Source organism: Shewanella maritima (assembly GCF_043643735.1).
Classification (GTDB): domain Bacteria; phylum Pseudomonadota; class Gammaproteobacteria; order Enterobacterales; family Shewanellaceae; genus Shewanella; species Shewanella maritima_A.
Window position 1 is genome coordinate 22,997 of the sequence record NZ_JBHZSM010000002.1, and the last position, 26,464, is coordinate 49,460.

Genomic DNA, 26,464 nt, shown 5'->3' on the forward strand with positions numbered 1-26,464 from the left:
ACCATGAAACGAGTTAACATGTTATTAATGCTGATGTTTATCAGTACACTTAGCGCTGCAGAGTTTGATCATAAAACGGTGATTGAAGGGCCTTTCGCGAGTGGCTCAGAAGTGACTGAACAGTGCTTAGTTTGTCATGAAGAGCATGCGTCGGCTTTTATGAAGTCATCGCACTGGACATGGGAGTTAGAGCAGCAGTTACCCGGCCGCACTGTGATGCGCGGAAAGAAAAACAGTGTCAATAACTTCTGTGTGGCAGTAAGCGGTAACGAGCCTAGATGTACAAGCTGTCATGCTGGTTATGGTTGGAAAGACAATAGCTTTGATTTCAAAGATATGACCAAGGTGGATTGCTTAATTTGTCATGACACCACTGGCACTTATGTGAAAGATCCCAAAGGTGCTGGTGAGCCTATGGCGAAAGTGAACCTAGAGCGAGTTGCACAACAGGTTGGCCAACCTGTCAGGGATAATTGTGGTTCTTGCCATTTTTATGGTGGCGGTGGTGATGCGGTTAAGCATGGAGATTTAGACTCATCTATGTCGTACCCAGAGAAAACCACTGACGTGCACATGGATGTTGATGGCAACGATTTCCAGTGTCAAACCTGTCATGTCACCGAGGACCATCAAATCTCAGGTAATGCAATGGGGGTCTCACCAGGCGGTGTCGATCATATTGGTTGTGAAAACTGCCATGACAACGCCCCTCATGAGAAAGCAAAACTCAATAGCCACTCAGCATCACTGGCCTGTCAAACCTGTCATATTCCATTCTTTGCACGCAACGAACCCACCAAAATGCATTGGGATTGGTCTACTGCTGGTCAAGGGTTAGCTGAAACCAAAGACGAATATGGCAAGAAAACCTTTATGAATAAAAAGGGGAGTTTCAAGTGGCAGAAAATGGTGAAGCCTCAATATGCTTGGTTTAATGGTAGTGCTGACGCCTATATGGTGGGAGATAAAATTGACCCTAACTCTGTGGTTAAATTGAATTATCCATTGGGGAATATTGATGATCCTAAGGCTAAGATTTATCCGTTTAAGGTGCATACAGGCAAGCAGATTTACGACAGTAAGCTGAATTTATTAATTACCCCAAAGGTATTTGGTAAAGATGGCTATTGGGATAAATATGACTGGGATTTAGCCGCTCGTTTAGGGATGCAAGCTAATGAAGATATGGTGAAAAAAGGGATTAAGTATAGCGGTCAACATGGATTTGTAGAGACAGAAATGTGGTGGCGCATCAATCACATGGTCTCGCCAAAATCAGAAGCGTTGCAATGTAATGACTGTCATAACAAAGGAACTCGGATGGATTGGCAAGCACTGGGCTACGACGCAGACCCTATGAAAAACAAACAAGGTAAACGACATAAAGTGAACTAGTTGCACTTGGTTTATTCAGAACAAAAGGGTGGTTAGCCAATGCTAAGCACCCTTTATATTCGTTAATCTTTACTGATTAATTATCTTTCCTGCCTTAACAACACTCAAGCATGGGTTGACCCCATAGCTGTATGCCAATTGGGCAGGTGTAATGATATCCCACAAACAGAAATCCGCTTGCATGCCCACTTTGATTTGTCCGACAGTATCTTCAATGCCTAGTGCTTTAGCTGCGTTGCAGGTAACGCCTTTAAGTGCTTCTTCAGGCGTTAACCTAAACAATGTGCAGGCCATATTCAGCATCAACTGGGTGGAGCAAAGCGGTGAAGAGCCAGGGTTAAAATCACTGGCCACCACCATAGGCACTTGATATTGGCGCAGTAAATCAATCGGTGGTAATTGGGTTTCACGTAAAAAGTAAAATGCACCGGGTAGTAACACTGCACAGGTACCACTATTGCTGATTGCCTTGACGCCTTGCTCATCAAGGAATTCAATATGGTCAACTGACTTAGCACCAAGACTTGCAGCCATCTCACTGCCACCAATATTAGATAGTTGCTCAGCATGCAGCTTTATCTTTAATCCAGCTTGTTTTGCGGCAGTCAGTACTTTTTCTGTTTGTTCAAGGTTAAAAGCAATACCTTCACAGAACACATCAACCGCATCAGCTAAATTCTGCTCTATCACTTTAGGTAGCATGTCATTGATGACGATATCCACGTAAGCATCTGCATCATGCTTAAATTCAGGTGGGATAGCATGGGCACCAAGGAAAGTTGTTTGTACGTCAACGTGATGATGTTTACCCAGCTCTCGTGCAACACGCAACATCTTAAGCTCGGTTTCACAATCTAGGCCATAGCCAGATTTAATTTCTACTGTGGTAACCCCTTCTTTTGCTAATGCATTTAGGCGTTTTCGTGCGCTATCAAATAATTCTGCTTCCTCAGCTTCTCGACAGGCTTTTACGGTTGAAATAATGCCGCCGCCAGCAAGGGCAATGTCTTCATAACTCGCGCCTTGTAAGCGCATTTCAAATTCATTGGCGCGATTACCCGCAAACACTAAATGAGTATGGGCATCAATTAACCCAGGTGTAATCCACTTGCCGCGGCCTCGGTGAACCGGTGTTGCCAATGCATCAAACTCAGGCAAGTCAGCTTTAGGGCCAATCCATGCAATGCTGTTGTCTTTAATTGCTATTGCCGCATCTTCAATTGCACCGTATGCACAACCAATATCATCATTCATTGTCGCGACATTAACGTCTATCCAAACCTGATCCCACTGCATAAGACTTCCTAGGGTATTGTTATTATTTTGAACGCCACTGTAACGATCATTTTAAGTAGATTCAATAATAGTTGTTTGAGACAAAGCATGTGCATCATTGAACTTGCTTGTATATACAAATGTGACAGGTATTTTTGCCTCGTAAGTTACTGTATTTATGAAGCTAATCTATGCTTGTTCTTTTATTTCTCCGTTACTGATACTGCATCATTGGTTGGAAACCGCAGTGTCCAACGCTACATTCAATAAAATATGGGCTATTTCGCTGGAAGTAAAAAACTATTGCCAATGGTTGTATATACAAGTTAGTCTTAATGCTGGTTTTGTACACAATTATTCAATTTAAGGTGTTACGGTTTGAACACCGTGATTGAAAAATACTCTAGTTGTTTTGCGGAGATACGGATATGGCGCTGGCAAAGTTTGCTGAAATTAAACAGCATATTTTGACTCAAATTGAAGAAGGGCAATGGCAAGAAAATGCCAAAGTGCCTTCAGAAAACCAGTTAGCAGAGAGTTTTCACTGCAGCAGAATGACCGCTAGGCGCGCGCTCACGGAATTAGTTGAAGCAGGTGTGCTAACTCGCACTCAAGGGTTGGGGACATTCGTTGCAGGCATAAAATCACAATCATCGTTGCTCAACATCCGCAATATTGCGGATGAAATCAAACAGCGTGGCCATGGTTACAGTGTTCAGCAAGTCGCACTTACTGAAATTAAGGCAGCGGCGCCCATTGCGATTGCATTAGGTTTAACAGAAGGTGATCCTGTTTATTATTCAGTGCTGATCCATTGTGAGCAGTCACGTCCACTTCAGGTTGAAGAACGCTTTGTAAATCCCGCGTTGATCCCAGATTATTTAGTACAAGATTTTACTGAGCAAACCCCACATGAGTATTTGTCACAAGTGGCACCACTGACTGAAGCCAGTCATACCATCGAAGCTATTTTAGCGCACCCACAATTACAGCAGTGGTTGGCAATCTCGGCCAATGAGCCCTGCTTACAAATTTTAAGACGAACCTGGTCACGCAAAGGTGTGGTCAGTTTTGCAAGGTTAGTCCACCCCGGCAGTAAGTTTAGATTAGGTGGCCATTTAACCTTTAAACCCTAAAGCGCAATTTTTTGCCAAATAACGATAAACACAAAGGTAGTAAAGCATTATGACAACCAGACATGACCCTAGCAGAAAGATCCTTGCACCGCACGGTAGCAAGCTCAGTTGTAAGAGTTGGTTAACAGAAGCGCCAATGCGTATGTTGATGAATAACTTGCACCCCGATGTAGCAGAGCGCCCTGAAGATCTCGTGGTATATGGCGGCATTGGCCGTGCTGCTAGAGATTGGCAAAGCTATGACAAAATCATCGAGGTGTTACAGCGCTTAGAAGATGACGAAACACTGTTAGTGCAATCTGGTAAGCCTGTTGGTGTATTTCGTACACATGCGGATGCGCCTCGTGTGCTTATCGCAAACTCCAATTTAGTTCCGCACTGGGCTAACTGGGAACACTTCAATGAGCTAGATAAGCAAGGCCTGGCCATGTACGGTCAAATGACAGCGGGCTCTTGGATTTATATCGGTACTCAAGGTATTGTGCAGGGTACTTATGAAACCTTTGTTGCCGTTGCGAAACAACACTTTGATGGTGTTGCTGCTGGCAAATGGATTCTTACTGGTGGCCTAGGTGGCATGGGTGGCGCGCAACCGCTTGCTGGCACCATGGCTGGCTTCTCTGTTTTAGCTTGTGAAGTGGATGAAACCCGTATCGATTTCCGTCTGCGTACCCGTTATGTGGATAAAAAGGCGAAAACGTTGGATGAAGCATTGGCAATGATGGATGAAGCGAACAAGGCTGGCAAACCAGTATCTGTGGGTCTTCTCGCTAATGCCGCAGATGTATTTACTGAACTGGTTGAACGTGGCATTAAGCCAGATGTGGTAACAGACCAAACATCGGCTCATGACCCTTTAAACGGTTACCTACCGCAAGGTTGGACGCTTGAGCAAGCTGCTGATATGCGCACAAAAGATGAAGCTGGTGTTGTGAAAGCGGCAAAAGAGTCGATGGCTGTACAGGTTAAAGCGATGCTAGCGCTGCAAGACATGGGTGCGGCAACACTGGATTACGGCAATAACATTCGCCAAATGGCATTTGAAGTGGGTGTTGAAAACGCGTTTGATTTCCCAGGTTTTGTTCCAGCTTATATTCGCCCATTGTTCTGTGAAGGTATTGGTCCATTCCGCTGGGCTGCATTATCTGGCGACCCTGAAGATATTTATAAAACCGACGCAAAAGTGAAAGAGCTGATCCCAGATGATAAGCACTTACATAACTGGTTAGATATGGCGCGTGAACGCATTGCGTTCCAAGGTTTACCTGCACGAATTTGTTGGGTGGGCTTAAAAGATCGTGCGCGTTTAGCCGCTGCATTCAATGAAATGGTTAAAAATGGGGAGTTGTCAGCGCCAGTGGTCATTGGCCGTGATCATTTAGATTCAGGCTCAGTTGCCAGTCCAAACCGTGAAACCGAGTCTATGATGGATGGCTCTGATGCAGTATCAGATTGGCCGCTACTCAACGCGTTACTTAACACTGCTAGTGGTGCAACATGGGTGTCATTACACCATGGTGGTGGTGTCGGCATGGGCTTTAGTCAACACTCGGGTGTGGTAATTGTATGTGATGGTACTGATGCCGCAGCGAAGCGTGTTGAGCGCGTACTATGGAATGACCCAGCTACAGGTGTAATGCGTCATGCAGATGCAGGTTACGACATTGCAAAACAATGTGCCAAAGAGCAAGGCTTAGACTTACCAATGCAAGGGGATAAATAATGACTAAGTTAAATTTAACTCTTGTACCAGGCACGCTAACGTTAGAGAAGCTTCGTCAAGTGAGCCGCAGTGGTGTGGCATTATCACTGGCTAGCGAAGCAATAGCTGATATCAATACCAGTGCAGCATTAGTACAAGATGTGATCACTGAAGGTCGTACAGTATATGGTATTAACACTGGCTTTGGTTTGTTAGCTAATACCAAGATTGCACCTGATGATTTACAGCTGTTGCAACGCTCTATCGTGTTATCTCATGCTGCTGGTACTGGCCAGTACATGCAAGATGAAACCGTACGTCTAATGATGGTGTTAAAGATTAACTCGTTAAGCCGAGGTTTCTCTGGTATTCGTTTACAAGTTATTGAATTTCTCATTGCCCTTGTCAATGCAGGAGTTTACCCATGTGTGCCTGAGAAAGGTTCTGTGGGTGCATCTGGTGACTTAGCACCGTTATCTCATATGTGCTTGCCTTTATTGGGTGAGGGGGAGATGAGTTATAAAGGGCAATTCATCAGTGCCAAAGAAGGGTTAGAAATCGCTGGTTTACAACCTATTCAGCTAGCTGCAAAAGAAGGTTTAGCCTTGCTTAACGGCACACAAGCCTCAACAGCATTAGCATTAGAAGGCTTGTTTAATGCTGAAGATTTGTTTGCTTCTAGCTCCGTAGTTGGTGCAATGAGTGTTGAAGCGGCAATGGGTAGCCGTAGCCCATTTGATGCACGTATTCATGCTGCACGTGGCCAACAAGGTCAAATGGATTCTGCTGCAATTTTCCGCCACCTGTTAGCTGATGAATCGCAAATTAGCTTAAGCCATGTGGACTGCGAAAAAGTACAAGATCCGTATTCATTGCGTTGCCAACCTCAAGTGTTAGGGGCGTGTTTAACTCAAATTCGTCAAGCGGCTGAAGTGTTAGCCGTTGAAGCGAACGGAGTAACTGATAATCCGTTAGTGTTCCAAGACACGGGCGATATTATCTCTGGTGGTAACTTCCATGCTGAGCCTGTCGCGATGGCTGCTGATAACTTAGCAATAGCGATTGCTGAGTTAGGCTCGATTGCCGAGCGAAGAATCGCATTGTTAATTGATTCTAGCTTGTCAAAACTGCCTCCATTTTTGGTTGATAATGGCGGTGTTAACTCTGGCTTTATGATTGCGCAAGTAACTGCTGCTGCATTGGCATCGGAGAATAAAACCTATGCACATCCGGCCTCAGTAGATAGTTTACCTACCTCAGCAAATCAGGAAGATCACGTGTCGATGGCAACCTTTGCTGCTCGCCGGTTACGAGATATGAGTGAAAACACCCGAGGTGTACTTGCGGTTGAAATTCTGGCTGCTGCACAAGGACTAGACTTTAGAGCGCCTTTACAACCGAGTGATGCAGTGGCTAAAGCCAAAGCGGAGTTACGTGAAGTTGTCGATTTCTATGACAAGGACCGTTACTTTGCGCCTGATATTGAAAATGCCACTGATTTACTGCACACAGCGAGTTTTAATCAGTATTTGCCAGCAGGCATGTTGCCAAGCTTATAGTACCAATTAGCACAAGTATGTGATCATTCTTACTGGTTAACTCTTATTGGTAAAAATGGCTTATAACCTTGTTAGAAATTTTGAAGTTAGCATAATTAGCTCACTGCAATTTCTGCCTTGTACTAAGCGATTTTTCCTACGTAATCTCTGATCACTTATTTATCCCAATTGGTATAAATAGTGGTTGATTAAGGGCTGTAACAACGAAAAAAGGACCGCAAGGTCCTTTTTTATTGAATGCGCCTACTTTTAACAGGCTGCACTTTGATTAACTGCTGAAGCCAAAGCTAATAATGGCCGCTTCGGTACGGGTGTCATAACCTGCGCTGATGATAAAGTCTTTCGTTAACTGGTAGCGCATGCCAAACTCAGCACCCCAATTTTTATCTTTGTCTTGTTCCCACTCAGGTTCACCGCCGACGATTAATGGCATGATGCCATCGGTTGTGTTGGTTTCATAGATGTACACAGTTGCCCCTGTGTATACGCTAAAATCTTGGCTCAGGCTGTAACTCACACCAAAGCGCCACATATATTCTTGAATATGTCCTTCAGCAGGCTCACTAAATTCTAAATCGGTTTTATCGCCACGGGCATAACCAATATAGTAGCCCCAGTCAGCAAAGTCTGGGTCATAGTGTTTTGGCGCCAAGGTTAAGCCATACATTCCACTGTCAGTATTAACATAATCAATCATTAAGCCCAGTGAAGGCGCATAATTCTGGGTGCCACTATTTAAGCGGGTGTTTGCCTGACTATCTGCGCTAAACAAGCTACCAATAGTGAAGGTTGCCACAAGCAAAGCTGCGTATTTCATCGTTGACTCCGGTTCAAACTTGGCCGTATTGTTGTTAGATTCAACATGACGGTCAATTAAAGATGGCAAAAACGTCGAATTAACCCGCGCTTGTTACGTAATTGTTTGCTCTACATACAAATGTTTGTTGAGATATTGCTGAGATTGATGACTAAATCATTTGAAGCAACTTTATTCCCACTGATTAGGAACTGACAGTGAATACAGATACAAGAATAGAATTATCACAGTGGCTTTCAGAGTTAGGCGTCAACGCTCAACCTACTGATTTGTCAACCACAGCCATTATTTTGTGCGTATGTTTATTACTGGCTGGATTGAGTTATTACCTGACACAGAAGTTTTTAGTTAAAGGTGTTAATCATATTATTAAGCGCTCGATGGTGCAGTGGGATGATGTATTTGTTAGTTTTGGTGTGTTCGAGAGACTCGCTAAGTTTGTGCCAGTACTCTTGCTAGATCTGTTGGTGCCAGTCGTCCTGACTGAGCACCCATTATTGAGCACGATTGCCGATCGAACATTCAGTGTATTGTTGGTGATAATTACTATCCGCGCGGCGTATTCTGCGTTAAATGCGGTTGATGAAATATCTGATGTCAATAAAGTTAATCGCCGCATTCCAGTCAAAAGCTTTGTGCAATTAATTAAGCTGTTTATGTTTATTGTTGGCTTAATTGTGGTGGTGTCGATTTTATCGGACCAGTCTCCAGTGTACTTCCTAAGTGGTTTAGGTGTAGCAACCGGTTTGGTGATGTTGGTGTTCAGAGACACCATTCTAGGCTTTGTTGCGGGTATTCAGCTAGCCGCTAACCGTATGGTGAGTAAAGGTGACTGGATTCAAATGGACAAGTATGGTGCAGATGGTGCGGTGATTGATGTCACCTTAAACACTGTGAAAGTGCAAAACTGGGATAAAACCATCACCATGATCCCCGCTTATGCATTGGTCTCAGATGCCTTTAAAAACTGGCAAGGTATGTCGGAATCTGGTGGGCGACGAATTAAGCGAGCGATTAATATTGATATTTCGAGTGTGCACTTTTTAACTGAGCAAGAGCTGTCTCATCTTCAAAAAGTTAACCACTTGAAAGGTTATTTATCGCAGATTGTATCCGAAATAAATGCTGAAAATGCCAATACTTCAGATAATGACAACCTGGTAAATGGTCGTCATTTGACTAACTTAGGCACGTTTAGAGCTTATTTACAGGCTTATTTAGATCAGCATCCTAAATTACATAAAGACATGACATTGATGGTACGTCAGTTAGCCCCTAGTGGTGAAGGTGTGCCTCTTGAGTTGTACATTTTTACCAATGATATCGTTTGGGCGAACTACGAAGCGATTCAAGCTGATATCTTTGATCATATCTTTGCCATATTGCCTGAATTTGGTTTAAGGGCTTATCAAAAGCCGACTGGTAATGACCTATCGGCATTGACCCAGCCGGTGAGTACTCGCACATAGAGCGGTTATGAGTGTTAACCTCATAAGGCCTGAAATTATTCAGGCCTTTTTAAAGCATCCACATTCAGTTTAATGGCTTTAATAAAGGTCAATGTAACCGATGTTAGGTGTGGTCACTGAGTTATTAAAGTTGCCTATCACTCGTTCACTCGATAGTCAGGAATCACCTTGGGGTGACGACCTTTTATTTGCCTGAAGAACTGAAGTAGTTGGTCCATATCAGCTTGCATGTCGTCACTGGGCCTCACTGGCTCACCTAAGACAATGCACTTTTTACCAAAGTCGAGACCAACAGGAATGATATCAACATCGGCTTTCTTAGCTATGTGGTAAAAGCCCGTTTTCCAGCGTTTTACCGCGCTGCGTGTGCCTTCTGGGGCAAGCGCAAGCTTATAGTTTGGATGCTGCTGATATAACTGCACTGCAGCATCAACTAAGTTATTGTGCTTACGTCTATCAACTGGCGAACCGCCCATGGCTTTAAATAGCCAACCCCAAGGAGGAATAAATAATTGATGTTTACCCAAAAAGTGGATCTTTGTGTCTAGCGCTCCGCGACCAATGATCCCCATCACAAAGTCCCAGTTACTGGTGTGAGGCCCCACTGCCATAATGAAAGCGGTATCTGGGTTAATTTGACCTTCAAAGCGCCAACCTAATAACTTCATCAGGCTTTTAAAAAAAAGTGATAGCATCGATATTTCCATGATGTAGATACAGTATGTAACTGCATTTACTCATTTTTTTAGTTATTGTTATTGGATGTGGTAAAGCAACAAATTTGCTTTAGCATCATAGGTTAATCTAGCAATACTGCTATAGAGAGGCAAGTTATGCGATATCTACTTGGACTAATGTTATGTTTTTTCGGGTTACAAGCTAATGCTGTGCCTTCTGATGAGATTATTAAAGTATTAACAGCGCAAGAACAGGCTTGGAATCAAGGTGATATTGATGGCTATATGCAGGGCTATTACCATTCAGATAAGCTCAGGTTTGTGAGTGGTGGGCAATTGCGATATGGCTGGAATGACATTAACCAAAGATATAAACGCAGTTACCCCAACTCTACAGCTATGGGGCAATTGAGCTTTAATATTAAGGATATTAAGTTTCTTAGCAATTATGCTGCGCTGGTGGTCGGGCGTTGGACACTCACGCGAGACAAGGATACGCCCAGTGGGGTATTTACGTTGTTGTTTGAGCGTATTGACGATGAATGGGTGATTACACACGACCATTCATCTGGTTAGTCGTTTTATCAATGCCGCCTGTAGTGAAGCCTGATAAAAGCTTAATGTGTGACTGGCCAGCTAAACTCAGAAATAAGCTTTATTTCGTCCATAATCCCTTGTTCTAGCTTTGTCTCTGACTTCATTCTTTGAAGGTCGAGTTTCATTCTCTGTTGTTTAGCTAGGGCTTTGCGTGCTTCCTTAATTGGATGGTCAGCAATCAACTCGTAATGCTCAAATAGATTTGGGTATTGCGGCTGGACTTGTTCAGTTAATGATAAAGCAGCAAACAATTTGCCGATGCGCATCACGCCTTCAGATAGTTCACAACGCTCTTCTAGCATCGCATTGGCAATATAGCGGATATCAGTTAAAACAGCTTCACGTTTCTCTTGTGCTAGGCGTTCACGCTCAACGGCAGCGAGTTGCTGAGTTAAGTTTTGCTTTTTTAACTTAATCAGTAAGTGAGCGGCATAGGTGGCGAGCACAATAACGATGATGACGGCAATGGCAATGACTGCAGGAGACACGGTACTTCCTCATAAAACTGATGTGTTATTTCGTGAGACTATTTTACGCTAAATAGCTTGAAAGCGGCATAGTTATACAAAAATGGCATGCGATAGCATGCCATTCTTAATAAACAGACTAGCTAAATGAAGGCTAATCTTTGTTTTTATACATGTTGAGCAAGTCAGCGCCACTTTCAAAGCGGTTAAATAACTCATCATCTGAGACAGGTGATTGTTGTTCGCTCTCTGATTGAGCTGAACCTTCAGTTAGTCCCAGCTTTTGCATTAACACTTCAATCTTATCTAGCTGTTGATCAAGCCATTTCTGATCGTTGTCATTGAGTGTGCTGCCTAGCTCAAGCATATCCAATAGCTTATTTAGTCTTGGATCTTCTTCCAGTTTCAGTAATTTTTGCTCATCAGTTAGCTTTGGCTGTTTCGCCTTTGGCTTTAAAGGTTCCGCAATATTGCTAGGCAACGTTAAAGCGACAGGCTTTTTGCTGCCATGGCGTGGATCATTGCGTTCTGCGCCACCAGATTTAGGGCTTTGAGTTTTTAACAAGGCCTCATTGTGGCGACTGCCTGATTGACGACCATTGCCTTTTTTCTTGCCTTCAACCTGATTGCGGTCGGCCTTTTTTACTCTAGGAGCATGCTTTGGGCCGTTTTCTCCGCCCTTGCGAGTTTTTTTACTGCGAGCCATGGTGTTCTCGTTTAGTTGGAATAACACTTTCTTACCGGCATGGCCGACAAGATCAAATAAGGGAGCGCTTTATATCAGATTCTGATGCTTTTTGCATCAAAATGAGATCTTTTGAGGCAAATATTAGCTCAAAATCAGAGATTGAGGCTAAAAACTCGAAAGTTGCCTGTTGGTAGAAGCTCACATGAGTCGGGTTATTTTTATAATGCCACTTCGAAAACTGGGCTAGATCGGCCAATAAAGGCGTATTGATTGCTAGCCAACCTTCGGGTTTAACTAAATTTGATAACAAACGCCACTCTTTATTGGGAGAGCGAAAATGTTCAAATACACGATAGCAGCACACAAAGTCATATTGCGAACTTAAGAGTTGGTTATCTGCGGCAAAAAAGGGGTCATATTGTTTTAGTGTATGGCCTGACTGAGCAATGTTTTGCAAACTACTTGGTGATAACAAGCGGCCAAAGTTGAGCCCAATTAGCGCTTGATGTTGCTGCTGTTGGCTAACTTGCTCAAGGAGTGGTAGAACGAATTGTGATAACTGTCTTTGCTTTGAAGCTTTCTGTGCACGGCCATAACGCTGCTTTTCAACATTTTGCATGACATGACCGCTGGGGGCTGCAAAAACGAGCTGGCAATGATTGCAGCAATAGAAGGCTCGCTTTTTATCTTGTATAAAAAACGGGGCAGTGTGGTTACATAATGGGCAAGGAAGCGTCAACTACATCTGAGTCCGTTAATAATATCAATAACCTGAGTATATAAATAAACACTGCTTATTACATCTAGGCATTGCAACTTGTGACGCTATTTCGAAAAAAATCCATAAAAAAAGGTGGCTGTAAACAGCCACCTCACGATCGGTGCAAGACACACCTTATTCTGATTCCAAGTTTCCTTACTTGCTATGCGACTATCCCGGTCGGATCCTTCTTTTTTTTACAGCTTTCCATGCAGTCTAATCGTTATTGGTCATCACTGACACTTTATTTCTATCTGTTGCCGTCCTGACCACAGTTTCCGTAGATGGTCTCAATTGACTCATCAATCTCTATAACGTCTTCTATGACTTAACTAAACCATCCGTGTAGTAAGTACCTTCCAGTGATAACAAGCTTCCAGCGAGTGCATCCAAAGCAGTTAGCTTCCTTTGCTACAATTTGAATCCTTCAAATTGTTTCCCTGTTACTTTTACCTCTGTGCGTAAGGAAGTGCTATATAAGCTGGACGACCAAATTGGGTCTATACCTTACAAAATTAATTGACCTGTATTTCAAACTGAAATCGCTGCTCTTTATTATTATTTGAAGAGTGGCCTTAGTATATTATTGTTATTGATTGACTTTATTCTTGTATCTTAAATGTTAAATGTCCGAAATCTGTTTAAATACGTTATTTTTATTGCTTAAACAGTTGGGTTCATCTCGGTACGGGGCTATTTAACCGCAAAATCATGATTGATGTCAAGAAAGAATATTTGAAAGTTAACGTAAACGTAAACTTTAAGTAAAAAAAAGTGGGCGTAAATGCCCACTTCCTTATCTCAAATGTTAACTAAGATAAGTTAGTTAATGCTTGAAATATATTTAGATAATGCTTCGATATCCGCATCAGTTAGCTTTTTACTAACATCTTGCATCATTCCATTTAAGTCGTTGTTACGATTTGTATCGCGAAATTTGTTAAGTTGGATTTTAATATAATTAGCATGTTGGCCACCAACCTCAGGGAAGCCTGCAGCCTCCATTCCGTTACCGTCAGGTCCGTGACAAGCGATACATGCTGTTATACCACGGGCGACATCACCACCCTTGTACAGTGACTCACCAAGTTCTGGTACATCGCTAACTGCAATAGGGGCTTTTTGCTGAGATGCGTAAAAAGCTGAAATGTCAGCAATGTCTTGATCACTTAATGTCATAGACATTCCGCCCATAACTGGATCCATACGGCCTTCGCTGCCACCGGTTTTAGCTGCAGCGCGGAAATCTTTAAGCTGTTTCTCTAGGTAGTTGCTATGTTGACCTGCAAGCTTAGGGTACATGTCGATCATGCTGTTACCATCAGCACCGTGACAGGCTGCACACATCATTGATTTGGTTTTGCCTGCTTCAATATTACCTTCTGCCATAACTGGTGATGACATTGTGGCTACAACAGACAGCGCAAGAGCTAACTTTTTCATGGCGTTCCAACTTCTTGTTAATTTATTGTCCTGAGCTTACTAGGAAAACCCGCAAGCGTGGTAAAATAGTTGTCCCAAGCTCATTTACACTTATCAATGCCGTTTTAGGTGGCCAAAATGCCATTTTGCAGCACACACATTACTCTGGCTTGGGGTTATAATGTGATCAGGCTAATATTTTACACGAAAACGTGGAAAAGACAGCATTTGTTAATCATTAATACAAATGTGGCTATTTTTTTAACTTATCTGGAGCAAACAGTGTCAGAATCTCGAATTGACTTCCGCCAAGCCAAGTTTTTAATTAGTGCGCCAGATATCGCACATCTAGATGAATATCTTCCTGGCGATGTTGGCGTAGAAATAGCCTTCGCTGGACGATCAAATGCAGGTAAATCGAGTGCATTGAATGCGTTAACTGAACAGAAAAGTCTTGCTCGGACGAGTAAAACGCCTGGTCGCACTCAATTAATCAATGTTTTTGCGCTAGACGACGATCGTCGGTTAGTTGACTTACCGGGTTATGGTTTTGCAAAAGTACCACTTGCGATGAAAATAAAGTGGCAACAGGCGCTAGGCGAATATTTGCAAAAACGTGCCTGCTTAAGTGGTGTGGTTGTATTAATGGATATTCGTCATCCACTCAAAGACTTAGATTTGCAGATGATAGAGTGGGCCGTTACGAGTGAAATTCCAGTTTTAGCGTTATTAACTAAGTCAGATAAATTAGCTCAAAGCGCTAAAATGAAGACAGTAAATAAGATTCGTAAAGAACTTGCCGACTTTGGTGACTGGGTGAAGGTAGAGCCTTTTTCAGCATTAAAGGGAACAGGTAAGCCGCAAGTGTTGAAAATTTTGAATCAGTGGTGCCATCCTCAATGGTTATTAGACGGACAGTCTGATGAGCAAGACGCTGAATAAGATTGCCATTTTTCCATTGCAAGATAAGGCTGACCAACAGGTTGGCTTTTTTTAGGCCAAAAAAAACCGACAATATAAAATATTGTCGGTGAAATAAATTAGCTCTTTTGGGGAGAGGCTAAAATTCAACAAGACTCAAGTGTCATCAATCATTAATGACCCTCAACATCACTAGAATACTTGGTTTTAACTATTATTTAAAGTATTTACTCTAAAAATATTTTGGGTATAAAAAAACCTCAACAATTTACATTGCTGAGGTTGCCTATATTTGGCGCACTATTTCTAGTGAAAAAAAAGGTTTGAAAGATTGAACATCTTAACCTCTGTACCCTACGAGAAAAATATTACCTCATTTGTTTGTAAATAGAAAACAGTATTTTCAAAATGGAGTGAATATTGTGATTTATGCCACATTATTGTTGGTTTATTAAGCTAAAAAAGTGTGAAAGTAAAAAGCACGCCTGTAATGGCGTGCTTTTTGATATGCACTGTTTTGTTAGGCGGTTAATGGTTTAGGGCTAGTGAGCCTGCTGCCAATTATCACCAATCCCAGCTTCAGCCAATAAAGGTACTGCAAGTTCAGCAGCTTGACCCATAATCTCGCATACTTTAGCTTGCAATATTTCTGCTTGGCTTTGCTCAACTTCAAATACCAGTTCATCGTGTACTTGCATCAATAAGGTTATTTCGCCTTGGGTATCGTTGGCAATCCATTGTGAAATGTCGATCATGGCTTGCTTAATAATGTCTGCAGCGGTGCCTTGCATTGGTGCATTAATGGCTGCACGTTCAGCGGCCTGTCTACGCATGGCGTTTCTATCTTTGATATCTGGTAAATATAGGCGTCTACCTTGTAGGGTGGAAACATAACCTTGTTCTGCTGCATCAGCACGGGTTTCTTCCATATACTTTAGTACGCCAGGATAGCGAGCAAAATAGGTATCAATGTAAGACTGTGCTTCTGCACGTGGGATGTCTAACTGCTTAGCTAAGCCAAATGCTGACATACCATAGATGAGACCAAAATTGACTGCTTTCGCGCGGCGACGTTGCTCACTAGTCACTTCTTCAAAGTGTACGCCAAAGACCTCAGATGCTGTGGCGCGGTGAATATCTTTGCCTTCTGCAAATGCAGTGAGTAGCCCCTTATCTTGAGAAAGGTGAGCCATAATACGTAATTCAATTTGAGAGTAATCCGCAGCCAGAATCTTCTTCCCTTCAGGGGCGACGAAGGCTTGACGAATACGACGACCTTCTTCAGTTCTAATTGGGATATTTTGTAGGTTTGGATCACTTGAAGATAAGCGGCCAGTTGCGGCGTTAGCCTGATGGTAACTGGTGTGTACTCGTCCAGTATTTGGGTTAACCATTAATGGCAGTTTATCGGTATAGGTGCTTTTTAATTTGGCTAAACTTCTGTGCTCTAGGATTATTTTAGGCAATGGGTAGTCTAGTGCTAACTCGACCAACACTTCTTCTGATGTTGAAGGTGCACCTTTGGGGGTTTTCTTAATTATTGGATAGCCCAGTTTCTCGAAAAACAGCACTTGCAACTGCTTAGGCGAGGCAAGGTTGAATTTCTCACCTGCAATTTCATAAGCTTTTTGTTCAAGCGTATCTAACTTTTGTGCTAGCTCTTGGCTTTGCTGACTTAGCAACATAGTGTCAATATAAACACCAGTGCGTTCGATATTGGACAATATTTGAATTAAAGGTAACTCAAGCTCAGTAAACACTTTGGCTAGTTCAGGTTGTTTTTCTAATCTTGGCCATAGGTGTTGGTGTAATCGTAGGGTGATATCTGCATCTTCTGCTGCATAAGGTGCTGCCACATCTAAGGTGATTTGATTGAAGGTGAGTTGTTTTGCACCTTTTCCAGCAATCTCTTCAAAGCTTATATTTTTATGGCCTAGGTATTTGAGCGCTAACCCATCCATATCGTGGCGTGATGCAACAGAGTTAAATACGTAAGACTCCAGCATAGTGTCAAACTTGACGCCATTAAGTGTGACACCCTGATTGGCAAGGATACTGATATCGTATTTAAGGTTCTGCCCGACTTTTGCTGGTGTTTCGGATTCTAAAATGGGGCGCAATTTATCAAGCACGAATTGCTTATCTAATTGTGCTGGGGCATCTAAGTAGTCATGCATAACAGGAACATAAGCAGCTTTTCCTGGCTCAATGGCAAATGATAAACCGACCAATTCAGCTTCCATGTAGTTCAAGCTTGTGGTTTCGGTATCAAGGGCTATTAATTCAGCTTTTTGCAGCTTTTCAATCCATTCATCCAGCTGTGCTTCAGTTAGAATTGTGTCATATTCAGCTTTGATATCTTGTTTGGTTGCTTGTTCATTGTCTGATGTATCGGCGTTAGCGGTCTGCTTTCCATCCAATACTTCTGCCAACCAACGTTTAAACTCCATTTCACCGTAACATTTGATAAGCTCATCTTTATCTTGCTCTTTTATATTAAGAGATTGCCATGGTGATTCTAATTCAACGTCTCTTTTAATCGTAGCTAACTCATAGGACAGCTTTAGCATGTCTGCATTATCGACAATTTTCTTCGGCATGGATTTCGCGCCTCTAAAACCACCATCGACAACACTATCTGGATTAGCCAGGATCTGCTCAACACTACCTGTATGCGTTAACATGGCTAACGCGGTTTTTTCACCGACACCAGGTAACCCAGGAATATTATCGACTTTGTCTCCCATTAGGGCTAAATAGTCGATAATCAGCTCAGGCCCAATGCCAAATTTAGTTTTAACTTGTTCAGGCCCCATGATGGTATCTGTCATGGTATTGATCAGTGTGACATTTTCATCGACAAGCTGAGCCATATCTTTATCGCCCGTACTGATCAAGGTTGCTCTGCCTTCCAAGCTCGCTTGGTGGGCAAGGGTACCAATCACATCATCGGCTTCAACACCTTCTATTGAGATCAACGGTAAACCAAGCGCATTAATGATGCGATATAAAGGTGCAATTTGGCTACGGAGATCATCCGGCATAGGTGGGCGCTGGGCTTTGTACTCACTGTACATATCATTACGGAATGTTTTGCCTTTGGCGTCAAAGACCACCGCAATATGACTTGGTTGATAGCGAGATAGCAGGCTGCGCAGCATGTTCACTACACCATAAACAGCGCCAGTAGCTTCACCTTTTGAATTGGTTAAATGTGGTGGAGCATAGTAAGCACGGTAAAGGTAAGATGAGCCATCGACAAGCACAAGAGGGTTATTTGGAATAGTTGACATATTAGCTGTTCATAGTGAGTACTCTAAGTTGATATAGGATGACATTATCCACAACCATCCTCAAGCAAGATTGAAGATTTAGCAGTAAGGGAAATGACTTTTTGCGGTTAATAAAATGTTACTTTAGCGTGGGCTGAATTATCAGTTTGTTAGCGGTTTTATTGGGATTTTGGGGGAAAGGCAACCATTGTATGGTCACTGAATAAGAGACAGCAGCAAAAACCAACAGCCTGTGGATAAGTCTGTTAGTTAAATTATGTTTGTTTTGAATTCGTTTTCACAACAAAAGAAGTCAAAATGTGTAAGTGTCTGATTTTATAGGTTATTATAAAATTATGTGAGCTAAATTGTATTCTGGCAAATCTTTCTAAATTTGTGGACTTTTTAAAAGTAATACGATAAGTAACTACTCAGAACGGTGATTATTGACCGATATTTATACAGTTAAATAGTACCGAGGCATTAAGTTAGCATGTTTTTTAATCAGATCAACTGTTTTGTGTCAAATTTGTTAATTAATTTTTGTGAGATCTAAATCAGGGACAATTACATATGAAAAATATTGCAGTTTTACTGAGTGGTAGTGGTGTTTTTGATGGCAGTGAAATTCACGAGTCTGTATTAACTTTATTAGCGCTGTCAAAAGCAGGGGCAAGCTATCAATGTTTTGCACCGAACGTTGACCAGTTGCATGTTGTTAACCACCTTACTGGTGAAGTGCAGGAAAATGAGTCTCGAAATGTGTTGGTTGAATCAGCCCGTATCGCGCGTGGCGAAGTGCAGGACATGAGCAAAATGGATATTAATACATTTGACGCACTAATTGTACCTGGCGGGTTTGGCGCGGCTAAGAATTTATGTAACTTTGCTATCAATGGTAAAGATTGCAATATTCAACCCAGTGTTGAAGCTTTTATTCGTGAGTTTGCCATTGCTAACAAGCCTGTTGGCATGATGTGTATTGCACCTGTGATGATGCCAATTATTTATGGTAAATCCGCCTTGGGTACAATTGGCAATGATATTGATACCGCGATGGCATTTAATGAAATGGGTGGTCATCATCAGGAAGCAACAGTAGATCAAATTGTGGTTGATCAAACTAATAAAGTGGTAACGACACCAGCGTATATGTTGGCTACAAGCATTGCAGAGGCTAATTCAGGGATTGAAAAGTTAGTAAAGCAAATACTGTTGATGGTGTAGCCCACTTGTGAGCTTCAATGGTAGGCAACAAAACGGCGCTAAATTTTTTGAGCGCCGTTTTAGTTACAAATGATGAGTTCAAAAGTTAGTGATGTACTAACTATGAGGTAATGCGTTAATTTTCTCTGCGGCTTTTCTGCCAGCAAGCTGTGTGTCAATCAAAGCCAGATTAGCACTACCCATTGGAGGGGAGAACGATAAGCGATTGTAATCATCACTTAATGTTTGCCAGCGGATCTTATCATCACGAGATTCGTGAGGGTAAAAACCGACGGTGATTGTGTTGTGCAGACTGGCAACGTGCAATGGACCTGTAGAGCCGGCGATCATCATATCTGCAGCGACTAAAGAGCAAGAGAATTCTGCAATATCTTTAATTGGTTTAGCCACCACAGCGTTATGATTTTTGTCTGTGATCAATGTTGTAACGTGCTGTGCTAAAGCTTCTTCAGCTGGCCCAAAAGTTACCACAAACTTAATCTTGCGTTGGCTATTTATCGCAAGGTTATCTGCAATATCTGCAAATTGCTCTGGAGATAACGAACCTTCTGAACCGCCACTACCTGGATGAATAAATATGAGTAGCTCGCCGTCAGCTTTACCGTAGAATTTTTGCCAATCTGCTTTTTGTTGGCTGATATCCCATAGTCTTTGCTTGATGTCAGCTGGAGGAATGTGGTGCTGGCATAAAAAATACTCAATATGGTCGGTGCAATAACGCCACTCAGGCTTTAAGCAAGCACTACGATTAAGTGGAGCTCTATGGGTGTATAAATATTGGAACCACTTACGGCGTTGGCCAAGGCGGTAAGGAATGTTAGCTTGTTTTACAACTTGAGCCATATGCTTATGAGTATGCATGACTATTACTGCTTGGTACTTTTTAGCTTTGATAGTCTCGACTAAATCGGGATCATCTTTACGATAAATCAGTAGGTTATCAATAAAATCAAATTGTTTGGCTAGCGGTTCAATTATAGGGGAAACAATCACATCGATTTGTGCGTCTGGCATAGAGCGCTTCAACAATGAAATTGCCGGAAGTGAATGACAAAAGTCGCCTAGTTTATCGACCCTAACAACAAGAACTCGTTCCATAAAAATTAATACCTATCTAAAAACTCTCAATTGTTTTCCCCTAAAATTCAAGGTTGCTATTGCGAAGAGGAAAACGCTGTAATGTAGGTGGTTTTAGTTTTAGTTTTAGTTTTAGTTTTAGTTTTAGTTTTGCTTGTGGGCGTGGCGGCTATCAAATAATGCTTGAGTTAAGCCAACTACCAGTCCCCCCATGTGTGCCCCATTAGCGATAGGCATACCAAGCAGATCGGTAAAACCAAGTACTAGCCATATCATCATGAACGCCATATAAGAATCAGGCAGCATAATACCCGATTGGGGCTGTCTACGGCCCATAAGCCAAGTGTAACCAACAACGGCGTATACAACCCCTGAAAGACCACCAAAATAAGGCCCGGTCATCATAAATTGCACTACACTGGGTAAGGTGCCACCAACCAATAACAGCATTAATAATGGTTTAGTACCGATTTGATTTTCTATTTTACCGCCTAAGTACCACCACCAAAGTAGATTGAAGGTGACATGTAAAATGGAAAAATGCATCAAGCTAGGGGTAAACAAGCGCCAAATGTGACTTAATTGGCTGCCGGGGGATGCACTAAAGAAAGACAAATAGTTAAATACTGTGTCATGAAAGCCCAAGTTCATAGCGGCATATACTATAGTGCACACAAAAAATATCACTAAGGTGAGTGGTCCTGCCCCGGTTATAAATTGTTGTAATAGTCCTAATCCACCAGAGCCGTAATCAAATTTGATTTGGCTTGAGCCATTATCCCATGAAGCCTGACGATATTTTTCGGCATACGGATTTTGAATAAAGTGTTGGAACTCTTCCCTAACAAACTGTTCATCTGCTGGCTGAGTGATAAAAAGCTTTACCCCATGCAACTCGGATTGCTGTTGGCACGTGACTCCCTTACCTTTGAGGTAATCAATAAAAGCTTGCGCGATTCTCGGGTCAGGAAGTATGCCAATTTCAATCATGCGTGAGCAGTGCTCCAAGCTGTATAGCCACCATCTAAACTGTAAACATCATCAAAGCCTTGCTCAATCAAATAGCTAGCTGCGCCTTGACTACTCACTCCGTGATAGCACACCACGACTAATGGCGCATCCATGTCAGCATCTGCAATAAAGTGAGCAAGATTTTCATTGGTCAAATTAACCGAACCCAATATATGACCCGCTTGAAAGCTAGCTGCATCACGAATGTCCACAATCTGTGGTTGTGGTTCATCCTCTGTCATGTGGATCAGTTGGTTGATAGATAAGTGCTTGAATGCGGTCATTCTGCATCCTTGTAGAGAAATATAATCTGATTATGGAATAAGGGGCTGCTTAACAGCAACCCCTTTAAACGAAATTGGCGTTTAGGTTATTCCCAGTCGAGGATAACTTTACCTGATTGACCACTGCGCATGACATCAAAGCCTTGCTGGAAGTCATCAACCTTGTAGTGATGGGTGATGATTGGCGAAAGGTCTAAGCCTGATTGGATCAATGAGGCCATTTTGTACCAAGTTTCAAACATCTCACGGCCATAAATACCTTTGATCACTAACCCTTTGAAGATCACTTGATTCCAGTCGATACCCATATCTGATGGTGGAATACCGAGCAATGCAATACGACCGCCGTGATTCATGGTTTCTAACATGGTGCTAAACGCGGCTTGCACCCCTGACATCTCCAAGCCAACATCGAAGCCTTCTGTCATGCCCAATTCGGCCATCACATCATTGAGGTTTTCATTAGCGACGTTGACGGCGCGAGTGACACCCATTTGGCGTGCGAGGTCAAGGCGGTATTCGTTTACGTCGGTGATCACAACGTGGCGTGCCCCAACGTGTTTTGCTACCGCAGCAGCCATAATACCAATCGGGCCAGCACCGGTAATGAGTACGTCTTCGCCGACTAAGTCAAATGACAATGCAGTGTGAACCGCGTTACCAAATGGGTCGAAAATTGAAGCAAGGTCGTCAGAAATACCTTCTGGGATCTTGAAAGCATTAAAAGCAGGAATAACAAGATATTCAGCAAAAGCACCTTCACGGTTTACACCAACGCCGATGGTGTTGCGGCAAAGGTGAGTTCGACCACCACGACAGTTACGGCAGTGACCACAAGTGATGTGACCTTCGCCAGAGACTCTATCGCCAATGCTGAACCCACGGACTTCTTGACCAATTTCAACCACTTCGCCAACATATTCGTGGCCAACAACCATAGGCACAGGAATGGTGTTTTGTGACCATTCATCCCAGTTATAAATGTGGACATCAGTGCCGCAAATAGCGGTCTTTTTGATTTTAATTAATAGATCGTTATGGCCTATTTCAGGTTTAGGCGCATCAACCATCCAAATGCCTTCTTCAGGCTTTAATTTACTGAGTGCTTTCATGGTGGTTACCTATTAAATAATGCCCATGTCTTTACCAATACGGGTAAAGGCATCAATAGCATGGTCCAGTTGTTCACGGGTATGGGCGGCTGACATTTGAGTACGAATACGTGCTTGGCCTTTTGGTACAACTGGGAAAGAGAAACCAATAACATAAATGTTTTCTTGTAATAGACGGTTAGCAAAATCGCTGGCGAGCTTAGCATCACCAATCATCACTGGGATGATGGCATGATCTGCACCACCTAAGGTAAACCCTTCAGCTGACATTTTTTCGCGGAAGTAACGACTATTTTCCCAGACGGCTTCACGTAACGCTTGGCCATTTTTCAGCATTTCAAGCACATGAATTGATGCGCTAACAATGGAAGGAGCTAAAGAGTTTGAGAATAAGTATGGACGAGAGCGTTGGCGTAACCACTCAACAACTTCTTTTTTCGCTGAAGTAAAACCACCCGACGCGCCGCCAAGTGCTTTACCTAAGGTGCCGGTAATAATATCGACACGGTCCATAACGTCACAGTACTCGTGAGTGCCTCGGCCTTGTTGACCAACAAAACCCACAGCATGTGAATCATCAACCATAACCAATGCGTTATATTTATCGGCTAAATCACACACGCCTTTTAAGTTGGCAATGACGCCATCCATTGAAAACACACCATCTGTGGCGATTAAGATATTACGCGCACCCGCTTGGGTCGCAGCAATCAATTGTTGCTCTAGATCAGCCATATCGTTATTTGCATAACGAAAACGTTTCGCTTTACACAGGCGAACACCGTCAATGATCGATGCGTGGTTTAACGCGTCAGAGACAATGGCATCATTGGCATCAAGCAGAGTTTCAAATAAACCGGCATTTGCATCAAAACAAGACGAGTAAAGGATAGTATCTTCCATCCCTAGGAATTCGCTTAAGCTCGCTTCAAGCTGCTTATGTATATCTTGCGTACCACAAATAAATCTTACTGATGCCATACCAAAACCATGGCTGTCTAGACCTGCTTGGGCAGCTTTAATTAGTTCAGGGTGATTGGCCAATCCAAGGTAATTGTTGGCACAGAAGTTAATCACTTTGTCATTGTTTACATCAATGGCAGTTTGTTGAGCTGAAGCGATGATACGTTCGCTTTTGTATAAGCCATCGGCTTTAACTTCGGCGATCTGCTGATTAATGCGGTCGTAAAATGAGGTAGTGGCCACCTGATTTCTCCTAATAATGGTTATTATGTGGATCTGAGTTAGGTTAGCAAAAATTTGCTAGGCTCTTTGCCGATTCAGATCGGGAGCTGTTGGGCATTCTACCCTGTATTTTCCAGAGTCCACAGTGTTTTTTTTAAGCATAGATGTTGGATAAAATGGATTAGGCCTAGCTGGCATTTTGGATTAGTAAAGCTAATCCAAAATCGAAATATTGTCATGATCTCCGCCAATGAGCTAGTTATCATTTATCCATAAAAATGCCGCTTATCAGACCCATAATTGTAGTCAGATAATACGGCATTGCATGGTGAGATGTATGGTAAAGCGCAGTTCGTTTAAGCGACAGACTCTTGTTGTGCCATTTGTTTATAGTGCAATTCCATACGGTTAAATGTTGCTGCTGACTCTTCAGTAGCATACGCTTTAAACATCATTAGCACACGCAACAAACCTTTATATAAAGTGGCTTTGGTAATGGTTGAGTCGCTTGATTGAGTGAGTTGGTAGCTTATCCAGAAACTGACGATCATTTTCATGGTATCAGCGAGCTCTACAATGTTTTCATCATCTACAGCTAAAAAGCCGTCATCTTTGAGTTGTTTAAGTACGGTGCTTGAGCGAATAAGTACATTTTTTTGAGCGACCAAATAGCGCTTTTTTAAGCTGTCATCACGACTCAAAATATCGGCTAAATTGGCGTACATGAAACGGAATTGCCACATCAAATTAAACATGGCGTCGAAATAGCTCAGCAGGAGTTCAATATCAATCGCGACATCGGTATATGGCTTAGAACCTGACTCTAAATGTTCTTCATATAAGGAAAAAATTGAGTTGATGATGTCTTCTTTGTTGCGAAAATGGTAGTAAAGATTACCCGGGCTAATGCCCAAATGTGAGGCTATGTGATTGGTAGTGATACTGCGTTCACCATGCTCATTGAATAACTCTAAACTGGCATTAACAATTTTATCGCGGGTTTTCATGTAATTTCCAAAATAATCTAAGCAATGATTGCTAAGTCCTGCTGAATTTAGCGACATATCAATATCAAGTTTGATTATGGTAGCATTGTCATTAACTGTCACGCAAAACAATGTAAGCTGCCTACCCATGACCCGTCCAATCTATTCACTTTTACTCTATCTATTGTTTCCATTGGTGATTTTGTACCTGTGCTTGCGCAGTGTTAAGAGTGCTGAATATCGTAAACGTTGGGGTGAGCGCTTTGGTTTGATGAATCTAAAATCGACCGATGTGATGTTTCATTGTGTATCGATGGGCGAAACGCTTGCGGCGGTAGAGCTGATTAAACAGCTTATGCAGCAATATCCACATTTATCCTTTACCGTGACCACGACCAGTCCAACAGGCTCAGAGCAGGTTATCAATGCGTTTGGTGACAGTGTTCAACATTGCTACTTGCCCTTTGACTTTTCATATGCGGCAAAAAGGTTTATTCGTAAGGTAAACCCCAGCACATTAGTGATTATGGAAACTGAGTTGTGGCCTAACCTTATTCATTTTGCAAAACAATCTCAGGTCAGCATTGTGTTGGCTAATGCACGTTTGTCGGCTAAATCGGCCGCTAAATATCAGGCTAAACCCAAACTCAGCATTCCGATGCTGCAGAGTATCGATCTTATCATTGTGCAAACACAACAAGAATTTGAGCGCTTTGCGGCATTAGGCGTGGCTCAAGACAAACTTCTCGTTAGCGGTAGTTTGAAATTTGATTTAAAAATTGCGCCAGAACTTAGCGAACGAGCTAAGCAGCTTCGTTTGCAATGGCAGCGGCCAGATGCACCTATTTGGGTGGCTGGCAGCGTTCATCCAGGGGAATTTGATATTATGCTGGAGGCACATCAGCAAGTACTAGCACAATATCCTGATGCGCTATTGGTTGTTGTCCCTCGTCACCCCGAGCAGTTTGATGCGGCCGCTCAGCGAATTTTACAACAAGATTTGACATTAGCTAGGCGCAGTTTGAACCAAGATGTGACCCTTGAAACGCAAGTGGTGTTAGGGGATACCATGGGAGAGCTGCTGATGATTTATGGTGCGGCAGAGCAAGCTTTTGTAGGTGGGACATTGATTGAAAATGGCGGTCATAACCCATTAGAGCCCGCGGCGATGGGGCTTCCTGTATTTGTTGGACCGCACCATTGGGATTTTGCTGAAATCACCCACTTACTTGAACAGGCTGGAGGACTGCAAGTGATTGACGATTCAATGTCGCTAGCACACTGCCTTTTAAACAATATTGCTAACCCAGCCGAGCGACAAAAAGCGGCTGGTTCGGCAATGAGTGTTGTTGATGCCAATAAAGGTGCGTTGAAAAAACACTTGTCGGCACTCAATCAGTTACTTAAAACTATTCATAGCTGATG

23 protein-coding genes are annotated in these 26,464 nt (G+C 42.6%); 9 read left to right on the top strand and 14 right to left on the bottom strand.

The features are described 5' to 3' along the window. Positions 1-3 precede the first annotated feature (3 nt). Complete coding sequence (locus tag ACHUGF_RS02270) at positions 4-1,395, top strand: tetrathionate reductase family octaheme c-type cytochrome (RefSeq protein WP_394129157.1); 1,392 nt, start codon at positions 4-6, stop codon at positions 1,393-1,395. A gap of 69 nt (positions 1,396-1,464) precedes the next feature. Here the strand turns inward: ACHUGF_RS02270 and hutI are convergent, their stop codons facing one another. Then, positions 1,465-2,691 carry an imidazolonepropionase gene (hutI, locus tag ACHUGF_RS02275; RefSeq protein ID WP_394129158.1) on the bottom strand — a complete coding sequence of 409 codons (1,227 nt, stop codon included), beginning with the start codon at positions 2,689-2,691 and terminating at the stop codon, positions 1,465-1,467. A 407-nt stretch (positions 2,692-3,098) separates the two neighbouring features. Here hutI and hutC point away from each other — a divergent pair, with 407 nt between their 5' ends. The 3 genes from hutC to hutH are packed head-to-tail and all read left to right on the top strand — an operon-like array spanning position 3,099 to position 7,067. Then, positions 3,099-3,806 carry a histidine utilization repressor gene (hutC, locus tag ACHUGF_RS02280; RefSeq protein ID WP_394129159.1) on the top strand — a complete coding sequence of 236 codons (708 nt, stop codon included), beginning with the start codon at positions 3,099-3,101 and terminating at the stop codon, positions 3,804-3,806. A gap of 49 nt (positions 3,807-3,855) precedes the next feature. Then, positions 3,856-5,529: a urocanate hydratase gene (hutU, locus tag ACHUGF_RS02285; protein WP_394129160.1), complete on the top strand. Its 1,674-nt coding sequence runs from the start codon at positions 3,856-3,858 to the stop codon at positions 5,527-5,529. After that, on the top strand, positions 5,529-7,067 hold the full coding sequence (hutH, locus tag ACHUGF_RS02290; RefSeq protein ID WP_394129161.1) for a histidine ammonia-lyase: 1,539 nt from the start codon (positions 5,529-5,531) through the stop codon (positions 7,065-7,067). The genes hutU and hutH overlap by 1 nt, the downstream gene beginning before the upstream one ends. 268 nt (positions 7,068-7,335) lie before the next feature. Here the strand turns inward: hutH and ACHUGF_RS02295 are convergent, their stop codons facing one another. Continuing rightward, positions 7,336-7,884, bottom strand: coding sequence for a TonB-dependent receptor (locus tag ACHUGF_RS02295; RefSeq protein ID WP_394129162.1), 549 nt, complete (start codon positions 7,882-7,884; stop codon positions 7,336-7,338). 197 nt (positions 7,885-8,081) lie between these two features. Here ACHUGF_RS02295 and ACHUGF_RS02300 point away from each other — a divergent pair, with 197 nt between their 5' ends. Then, entirely contained in the window at positions 8,082-9,353 is a 1,272-nt protein-coding gene (locus ACHUGF_RS02300; protein ID WP_394129163.1) for a mechanosensitive ion channel family protein, read from the top strand. A 137-nt stretch (positions 9,354-9,490) separates the two neighbouring features. On the opposite strand, the gene ACHUGF_RS02305 is transcribed toward ACHUGF_RS02300, so the two are convergent. Beyond that, positions 9,491-10,048 (bottom strand): lysophospholipid acyltransferase family protein, encoded by a 558-nt coding sequence (locus tag ACHUGF_RS02305; protein WP_394129164.1) that lies wholly within the window; start codon positions 10,046-10,048, stop codon positions 9,491-9,493. 138 nt (positions 10,049-10,186) lie between these two features. On the opposite strand from ACHUGF_RS02305, the gene ACHUGF_RS02310 reads away from it, so the two are divergent. Further along, positions 10,187-10,606 carry a YybH family protein gene (locus tag ACHUGF_RS02310; RefSeq protein ID WP_394129165.1) on the top strand — a complete coding sequence of 140 codons (420 nt, stop codon included), beginning with the start codon at positions 10,187-10,189 and terminating at the stop codon, positions 10,604-10,606. Between the two features lie 41 nt (positions 10,607-10,647). Here ACHUGF_RS02310 and ACHUGF_RS02315 read toward each other — a convergent pair whose 3' ends face one another. The 4 genes from ACHUGF_RS02315 to ACHUGF_RS02330 all read right to left on the bottom strand — a co-directional run bounded on the left by ACHUGF_RS02315 (position 10,648) and on the right by ACHUGF_RS02330 (position 13,985). Beyond that, the gene (locus ACHUGF_RS02315; RefSeq protein ID WP_394129166.1) at positions 10,648-11,115 is read right to left on the bottom strand and encodes a DUF2489 domain-containing protein; all 468 of its coding nucleotides are present in this window, start codon (positions 11,113-11,115) and stop codon (positions 10,648-10,650) included. Between the two features lie 133 nt (positions 11,116-11,248). Next, the gene (gene yihI / locus ACHUGF_RS02320) at positions 11,249-11,800 is read right to left on the bottom strand and encodes a Der GTPase-activating protein YihI (protein ID WP_394129167.1); all 552 of its coding nucleotides are present in this window, start codon (positions 11,798-11,800) and stop codon (positions 11,249-11,251) included. Positions 11,801-11,852: 52 nt separating this feature from the next. Then, positions 11,853-12,401, bottom strand: a complete 549-nt coding sequence (locus ACHUGF_RS02325; protein ID WP_394129168.1) for a methyltransferase domain-containing protein — start codon at positions 12,399-12,401, stop codon at positions 11,853-11,855. A 963-nt stretch (positions 12,402-13,364) separates the two neighbouring features. Beyond that, on the bottom strand, positions 13,365-13,985 hold the full coding sequence (locus ACHUGF_RS02330; protein WP_394129169.1) for a c-type cytochrome: 621 nt from the start codon (positions 13,983-13,985) through the stop codon (positions 13,365-13,367). 261 nt (positions 13,986-14,246) lie between these two features. Between ACHUGF_RS02330 and yihA the strand changes: the two genes are divergently transcribed. Next, positions 14,247-14,906: a ribosome biogenesis GTP-binding protein YihA/YsxC gene (gene yihA / locus ACHUGF_RS02335; protein WP_394129170.1), complete on the top strand. Its 660-nt coding sequence runs from the start codon at positions 14,247-14,249 to the stop codon at positions 14,904-14,906. 521 nt (positions 14,907-15,427) lie between these two features. Here yihA and polA read toward each other — a convergent pair. Next, complete coding sequence (gene polA / locus ACHUGF_RS02340; RefSeq protein WP_394129171.1) at positions 15,428-18,178, bottom strand: DNA polymerase I; 2,751 nt, start codon at positions 18,176-18,178, stop codon at positions 15,428-15,430. A 552-nt stretch (positions 18,179-18,730) separates the two neighbouring features. On the opposite strand from polA, the gene elbB reads away from it, so the two are divergent. Further along, positions 18,731-19,384, top strand: a complete 654-nt coding sequence (gene elbB / locus ACHUGF_RS02345) for an isoprenoid biosynthesis glyoxalase ElbB (RefSeq protein WP_394129172.1) — start codon at positions 18,731-18,733, stop codon at positions 19,382-19,384. 96 nt (positions 19,385-19,480) lie between these two features. Here the strand turns inward: elbB and ACHUGF_RS02350 are convergent, their stop codons facing one another. The 6 genes from ACHUGF_RS02350 to ACHUGF_RS02375 form a co-directional block, all read right to left on the bottom strand. Continuing rightward, complete coding sequence (locus ACHUGF_RS02350) at positions 19,481-20,482, bottom strand: glycosyltransferase family 9 protein (protein WP_394129173.1); 1,002 nt, start codon at positions 20,480-20,482, stop codon at positions 19,481-19,483. Between the two features lie 123 nt (positions 20,483-20,605). Further along, positions 20,606-21,451: a rhomboid family intramembrane serine protease GlpG gene (gene glpG, locus ACHUGF_RS02355; RefSeq protein ID WP_394129174.1), complete on the bottom strand. Its 846-nt coding sequence runs from the start codon at positions 21,449-21,451 to the stop codon at positions 20,606-20,608. Beyond that, on the bottom strand, positions 21,448-21,756 hold the full coding sequence (gene glpE, locus ACHUGF_RS02360; RefSeq protein WP_394129175.1) for a thiosulfate sulfurtransferase GlpE: 309 nt from the start codon (positions 21,754-21,756) through the stop codon (positions 21,448-21,450). The genes glpG and glpE overlap by 4 nt, the downstream gene beginning before the upstream one ends. Before the next feature lie 86 nt (positions 21,757-21,842). Next, positions 21,843-22,868 (bottom strand): L-threonine 3-dehydrogenase, encoded by a 1,026-nt coding sequence (gene tdh, locus ACHUGF_RS02365; RefSeq protein ID WP_394129176.1) that lies wholly within the window; start codon positions 22,866-22,868, stop codon positions 21,843-21,845. Positions 22,869-22,880: 12 nt separating this feature from the next. Then, the gene (locus ACHUGF_RS02370) at positions 22,881-24,074 is read right to left on the bottom strand and encodes a glycine C-acetyltransferase (protein ID WP_394129177.1); all 1,194 of its coding nucleotides are present in this window, start codon (positions 24,072-24,074) and stop codon (positions 22,881-22,883) included. Between the two features lie 335 nt (positions 24,075-24,409). Continuing rightward, on the bottom strand, positions 24,410-25,060 hold the full coding sequence (locus ACHUGF_RS02375; protein ID WP_394129178.1) for a TetR/AcrR family transcriptional regulator: 651 nt from the start codon (positions 25,058-25,060) through the stop codon (positions 24,410-24,412). A gap of 127 nt (positions 25,061-25,187) precedes the next feature. On the opposite strand from ACHUGF_RS02375, the gene waaA reads away from it, so the two are divergent. Further along, positions 25,188-26,462 (top strand): lipid IV(A) 3-deoxy-D-manno-octulosonic acid transferase, encoded by a 1,275-nt coding sequence (gene waaA, locus ACHUGF_RS02380; protein ID WP_394129179.1) that lies wholly within the window; start codon positions 25,188-25,190, stop codon positions 26,460-26,462. The last annotated feature ends 2 nt before the right edge of the window (positions 26,463-26,464 follow it).

Coding starts and splice junctions, on each gene's coding strand:
- ACHUGF_RS02270 (WP_394129157.1), top strand. CDS start 4: ATGAAACGAGTTAACATGTTATTAATGCTGATGTTTATCAGTACACTT.
- hutI (WP_394129158.1), bottom strand. CDS start 2,691: ATGCAGTGGGATCAGGTTTGGATAGACGTTAATGTCGCGACAATGAAT.
- hutC (WP_394129159.1), top strand. CDS start 3,099: ATGGCGCTGGCAAAGTTTGCTGAAATTAAACAGCATATTTTGACTCAA.
- hutU (WP_394129160.1), top strand. CDS start 3,856: ATGACAACCAGACATGACCCTAGCAGAAAGATCCTTGCACCGCACGGT.
- hutH (WP_394129161.1), top strand. CDS start 5,529: ATGACTAAGTTAAATTTAACTCTTGTACCAGGCACGCTAACGTTAGAG.
- ACHUGF_RS02295 (WP_394129162.1), bottom strand. CDS start 7,884: ATGAAATACGCAGCTTTGCTTGTGGCAACCTTCACTATTGGTAGCTTG.
- ACHUGF_RS02305 (WP_394129164.1), bottom strand. CDS start 10,048: ATGCTATCACTTTTTTTTAAAAGCCTGATGAAGTTATTAGGTTGGCGC.
- ACHUGF_RS02310 (WP_394129165.1), top strand. CDS start 10,187: ATGCGATATCTACTTGGACTAATGTTATGTTTTTTCGGGTTACAAGCT.
- yihI (WP_394129167.1), bottom strand. CDS start 11,800: ATGGCTCGCAGTAAAAAAACTCGCAAGGGCGGAGAAAACGGCCCAAAG.
- ACHUGF_RS02325 (WP_394129168.1), bottom strand. CDS start 12,401: ATGCAAAATGTTGAAAAGCAGCGTTATGGCCGTGCACAGAAAGCTTCA.
- ACHUGF_RS02330 (WP_394129169.1), bottom strand. CDS start 13,985: ATGAAAAAGTTAGCTCTTGCGCTGTCTGTTGTAGCCACAATGTCATCA.
- polA (WP_394129171.1), bottom strand. CDS start 18,178: ATGTCAACTATTCCAAATAACCCTCTTGTGCTTGTCGATGGCTCATCT.
- elbB (WP_394129172.1), top strand. CDS start 18,731: ATGAAAAATATTGCAGTTTTACTGAGTGGTAGTGGTGTTTTTGATGGC.
- ACHUGF_RS02350 (WP_394129173.1), bottom strand. CDS start 20,482: ATGGAACGAGTTCTTGTTGTTAGGGTCGATAAACTAGGCGACTTTTGT.
- glpG (WP_394129174.1), bottom strand. CDS start 21,451: ATGATTGAAATTGGCATACTTCCTGACCCGAGAATCGCGCAAGCTTTT.
- glpE (WP_394129175.1), bottom strand. CDS start 21,756: ATGACCGCATTCAAGCACTTATCTATCAACCAACTGATCCACATGACA.
- tdh (WP_394129176.1), bottom strand. CDS start 22,868: ATGAAAGCACTCAGTAAATTAAAGCCTGAAGAAGGCATTTGGATGGTT.
- ACHUGF_RS02375 (WP_394129178.1), bottom strand. CDS start 25,060: ATGAAAACCCGCGATAAAATTGTTAATGCCAGTTTAGAGTTATTCAAT.
- waaA (WP_394129179.1), top strand. CDS start 25,188: ATGACCCGTCCAATCTATTCACTTTTACTCTATCTATTGTTTCCATTG.